1 protein-coding gene, 2 tRNA genes and 2 rRNA genes are annotated in these 4,887 nt (G+C 48.9%); all 5 read right to left on the minus strand.

Annotation, left to right across the window (positions count from 1 at the left end; genetic code table 11):
- A 23S ribosomal RNA gene (locus J2X31_RS18145) occupies positions 1–2,403 on the minus strand; the annotation flags it as partial.
- 203 nt (positions 2,404–2,606) lie between these two features.
- Positions 2,607–2,680 (minus strand) — tRNA-Ala (locus J2X31_RS18150).
- 88 nt (positions 2,681–2,768) lie between these two features.
- A tRNA-Ile gene (locus tag J2X31_RS18155) sits at positions 2,769–2,842 on the minus strand.
- A 91-nt stretch (positions 2,843–2,933) separates the two neighbouring features.
- Positions 2,934–4,449 (minus strand): 16S ribosomal RNA (locus J2X31_RS18160).
- A 232-nt stretch (positions 4,450–4,681) separates the two neighbouring features.
- Positions 4,682–4,887, minus strand: a 206-nt coding sequence (locus J2X31_RS18165) for a hypothetical protein (RefSeq protein WP_310029010.1), incomplete at its 5' end; no start/stop codon positions are given.

Below are 4,887 nucleotides of genomic sequence, written 5' to 3' on the forward strand. Positions count from 1 at the left end.
CGGAACCACCGGATCACTATGCTCTACTTTCGTACCTGATCGACCTGTATGTCTCTCAGTCAAGCTCCCTTATGCCATTGCACTCTACGCACGGTTACCAAGCGTACTGAGGGAACCTTTAGAAGCCTCCGTTACTCTTTTGGAGGCGACCACCCCAGTCAAACTACCCACCAAGCAATGTCCCCCGCATTACGGGGTTAGGCTTCAGACAAGCAAAGGGTGGTATTTCAACAATGACTAACCAACGCCTGGCGACGCTGGATCGAAGTCTCCCACCTATCCTACACATCACTTGTCCAAAGTCAATACTAAGCTATAGTAAAGGTGCACAGGGTCTTTTCGTCCCACTGCGGGTAAGCGGCATCTTCACCGCTACTACAATTTCACCGAGCTCATGGCTGAGACAGTGTCCAGATCGTTACACCATTCGTGCAGGTCGGAACTTACCCGACAAGGAATTTCGCTACCTTAGGACCGTTATAGTTACGGCCGCCGTTTACTGGGGCTTCAATTCAATGCTTCTCCGAAGATAACATCTCCTCTTAACCTTCCAGCACCGGGCAGGTGTCAGGCCCTATACTTCATCTTACGATTTTGCAGAGCCCTGTGTTTTTGATAAACAGTCGCCTGGACCTCTTCACTGCGGCCTCGTTTGCACGAGGCGACCTTTCTCCCGAAGTTACAGGTCTATTTTGCCTAATTCCTTAGCCATGAATCTCTCGAGCACCTTAGGATTCTCTCCTCGACTACCTGTGTCGGTTTACGGTACGGGTACTTGTTACCTGAAGTTTAGAGGTTTTTCTTGGAAGCCCTTAGGCGCACTATCCCTTTACCCGAAGGCTCCGGGTACTATCGGTCTTTGCCAGGATCTGCGGATTTGCCTACAGTCCCTATAGCTACAACCTTCAACGGACTATTCCGTCAGTCCGCGGCGCTTTCATCACTCCGTCACCCCATCACAGTAACAAGTAGTACGGGAATATTAACCCGTTGGCCATCGACTGTCCCTTTCGGGTTCGCCTTAGGACCCGACTAACCCTCAGCTGATTAGCATAGCTGAGGAAACCTTAGTCTTTCGGTGTGCGGGTTTCTCGCCCGCATTATCGTTACTTATGCCTACATTTTCTTTTCCCACCGGTCCAGCATACCTTACGATACACCTTCAACCCTGTGGGAATGCTCCCCTACCACTTGCAATAAATTGCAAATCCATAGCTTCGGTAATATGCTTATGCCCGATTATTATCCATGCCCGACCGCTCGACTAGTGAGCTGTTACGCACTCTTTAAATGAATGGCTGCTTCCAAGCCAACATCCTAGCTGTCTGTGCAGTCGGACCTCGTTCTTTCAACTTAGCATATATTTGGGGACCTTAGCTGATGGTCTGGGTTCTTTCCCTCTCGGACTTGGACCTTAGCACCCAAGCCCTCACTGTTATGAAACATTATATAGCATTCGGAGTTTGTCAGGAATTGGTAGGCGGTGAAGCCCCCGCATCCAATCAGTAGCTCTACCTCTATATAACTTTACGCATAACGCTGCACCTAAATGCATTTCGGGGAGTACGAGCTATTTCCGAGTTTGATTGGCCTTTCACCCCTACCCACAGGTCATCCGAAGTCTTTTCAACGACAACCGGTTCGGACCTCCACTGTGTGTTACCACAGCTTCATCCTGCCCATGGGTAGATCACACGGTTTCGCGTCTAACACTACTGACTATGGCGCCCTATTCAGACTCGCTTTCGCTACGGATCCATGGCTTAACCACTTATCCTTGCCAGCAACGTTAACTCGTAGGCTCATTATGCAAAAGGCACGCCGTCACCCCACTAAAGGGCTCCGACCGCTTGTAGGCGTATGGTTTCAGGATCTGTTTCACTCCGTTATTCACGGTTCTTTTCACCTTTCCCTCACGGTACTGGTTCACTATCGGTCTCTCAGGAGTATTTAGCCTTAGCGGATGGTCCCGCCAAATTCAGACAGGGTTTCACGTGCCCCGCCCTACTCAGGATACCACTATCTATTACATTTATTACCCATACGGGGCTATCACCCTCTATGGCGTCACTTTCCAGCAACTTCCGGTTCTGCATGCATAAAATGTCGTGGTCCTACAACCCCAGCACTGCCGTAACAGCACTGGTTTGGGCTAATCCGCGTTCGCTCGCCACTACTTACGGAATCACTTTTGTTTTCTTCTCCTCCGCCTACTTAGATGTTTCAGTTCAGCGGGTTTGCCCTCCTATCGGAGTGACATGTCTTCAACATGCCGGGTTGCCCCATTCAGGTATCTGCGGATCGATCGATGTGTGCTCGTCCCCGCAGCTTTTCGCAGCTTATCACGCCTTTCATCGCCTCTGAGAGCCTAGGCATCCCCCATACGCCCTTATTTTGCTTATTGTACCAATCTCGTTGTAAACAACGAGACCGTTTTTTTTATCCTTCCTTATAAATAAGTCAGAATGCTTTCTACTTTTTAATATTTTCTTATCTCAATATGTCAATGAACGTTATATACCCAGCTTGACTGGGTATCTCATCAGATAAACTCTCAAATTAATGACAGATTCACTTCTGAGATTCCTGTTTTCACAGGAATGTAGTGGAGAATATCGGAGTCGAACCGATGACCTCCTGCGTGCAAGGCAGGCGCTCTAGCCAGCTGAGCTAATCCCCCGTCTTTTAGTTGTCAGTTAACGGTTTTCAGTTAACAGTACTTGAAACGGTTACTCAACCTCTAAAATTTCCTTCTCAAGTTAAAATAGTAGTCCCGGGCAGACTCGAACTGCCGACCCCTACATTATCAGTGTAGTACTCTAACCAGCTGAGCTACGAGACTCTGTTTTTTGCTTGAATTGCTTTATTTAAATCAACAGCAGAAAGTAAAGCGGTCCTTCGACCACATAATCATAAATTGCGTCTTTCTCTAGAAAGGAGGTGTTCCAGCCGCACCTTCCGGTACGGCTACCTTGTTACGACTTAGCCCTAGTTACCAGTTTTACCCTAGGCAGCTCCTTGCGGTCACCGACTTCAGGCACCCCCAGCTTCCATGGCTTGACGGGCGGTGTGTACAAGGCCCGGGAACGTATTCACCGGATCATGGCTGATATCCGATTACTAGCGATTCCAGCTTCACGGAGTCGAGTTGCAGACTCCGATCCGAACTGTGACCGGTTTTGTAGATTCGCTCCTGGTCGCCCAGTGGCTGCTCTCTGTACCGGCCATTGTAGCACGTGTGTAGCCCAAGGCGTAAGGGCCGTGATGATTTGACGTCATCCCCACCTTCCTCACAGTTTGCACTGGCAGTCTTGTTAGAGTTCCCGACATGACTCGCTGGCAACTAACAACAGGGGTTGCGCTCGTTATAGGACTTAACCTGACACCTCACGGCACGAGCTGACGACAACCATGCAGCACCTTGTAAGTTGTCTTGCGAAAGGCCTGTTTCCAAGCCGGTCAACCTACATTTAAGCCTTGGTAAGGTTCCTCGCGTATCATCGAATTAAACCACATGCTCCACCGCTTGTGCGGGCCCCCGTCAATTCCTTTGAGTTTCAAACTTGCGTTCGTACTCCCCAGGTGGGATACTTATCACTTTCGCTTAGCCACTGAGGTTGCCCCCAACAGCTAGTATCCATCGTTTACGGCGTGGACTACCAGGGTATCTAATCCTGTTCGCTACCCACGCTTTCGTCCATCAGCGTCAATCCACCAGTAGCAACCTGCCTTCGCAATTGGTATTCCATGTAATATCTAAGCATTTCACCGCTACACTACATATTCTAGTTGCTTCCTGGAAATTCAAGCCTGGCAGTATCAATGGCCGTTCCACCGTTGAGCGATGGGCTTTCACCACTGACTTACCAGGCCGCCTACGGACCCTTTAAACCCAATGATTCCGGATAACGCTTGGATCCTCCGTATTACCGCGGCTGCTGGCACGGAGTTAGCCGATCCTTATTCTTACGGTACCGTCAAGGTTCTTCACGAAGAACTGTTTCTTCCCGTACAAAAGCAGTTTACAATCCATAGGACCGTCATCCTGCACGCGGCATGGCTGGTTCAGGCTTGCGCCCATTGACCAATATTCCTCACTGCTGCCTCCCGTAGGAGTCTGGTCCGTGTCTCAGTACCAGTGTGGGGGATCTCCCTCTCAGGACCCCTACCCATCGTCGCCATGGTAAGCCGTTACCTTACCATCTAGCTAATGGGACGCATGCCCATCTTGGACCGTTGTGACTTTAATTGCAGGATGATGCCATCCCGTAATGCCATGGGGTATTAATCCAAATTTCTCTGGGCTATCCCCCTGTCCAAGGTAGGTTGCATACGCGTTACGCACCCGTGCGCCGGTCTCTGGAAAGCAAGCTTCCCATACCCCTCGACTTGCATGTGTTAAGCCTGCCGCTAGCGTTCATCCTGAGCCAGGATCAAACTCTTCATCGTATATTGTTCGGACCGGGATAAATCCCTGCCCAGTATTTTCGACGAATCTCTAACATCTGTAAATCTTGCGATCCACCTTACTTTCTTTTTTCTTTGTCCCGTTATCACTAACGGGACGGCTGTCAATTCAATATGTCTATGAACGTGTCTTCTTTATTTTTTCGCCTGTGTCTCAAAGCGGGTGCAAAAGTACGATTCTTTTTCTAACCTGCAAGCCTTTTTTAAATTATTTTTAATTTATTTTTTCAGCCCCCACAATCTCAAAATTTCCGTCGTTTTGCGGGTGGCAAAGATAGAAACCTTTTCCCATTCCTGCAAATCTTTCTTCAGATTTATTTCGATTGCTTTTACAGTGTGTGTCTAAGAACTTCGCCTTGAATGCGGGTGCAAAAGTACACAAGATTTCCACTCCCGCAAGCTTTGGATGCACTTTTTTTT

This window comes from Flavobacterium arsenatis, from assembly GCF_031456785.1.
Lineage (GTDB): Bacteria > Bacteroidota > Bacteroidia > Flavobacteriales > Flavobacteriaceae > Flavobacterium > Flavobacterium arsenatis.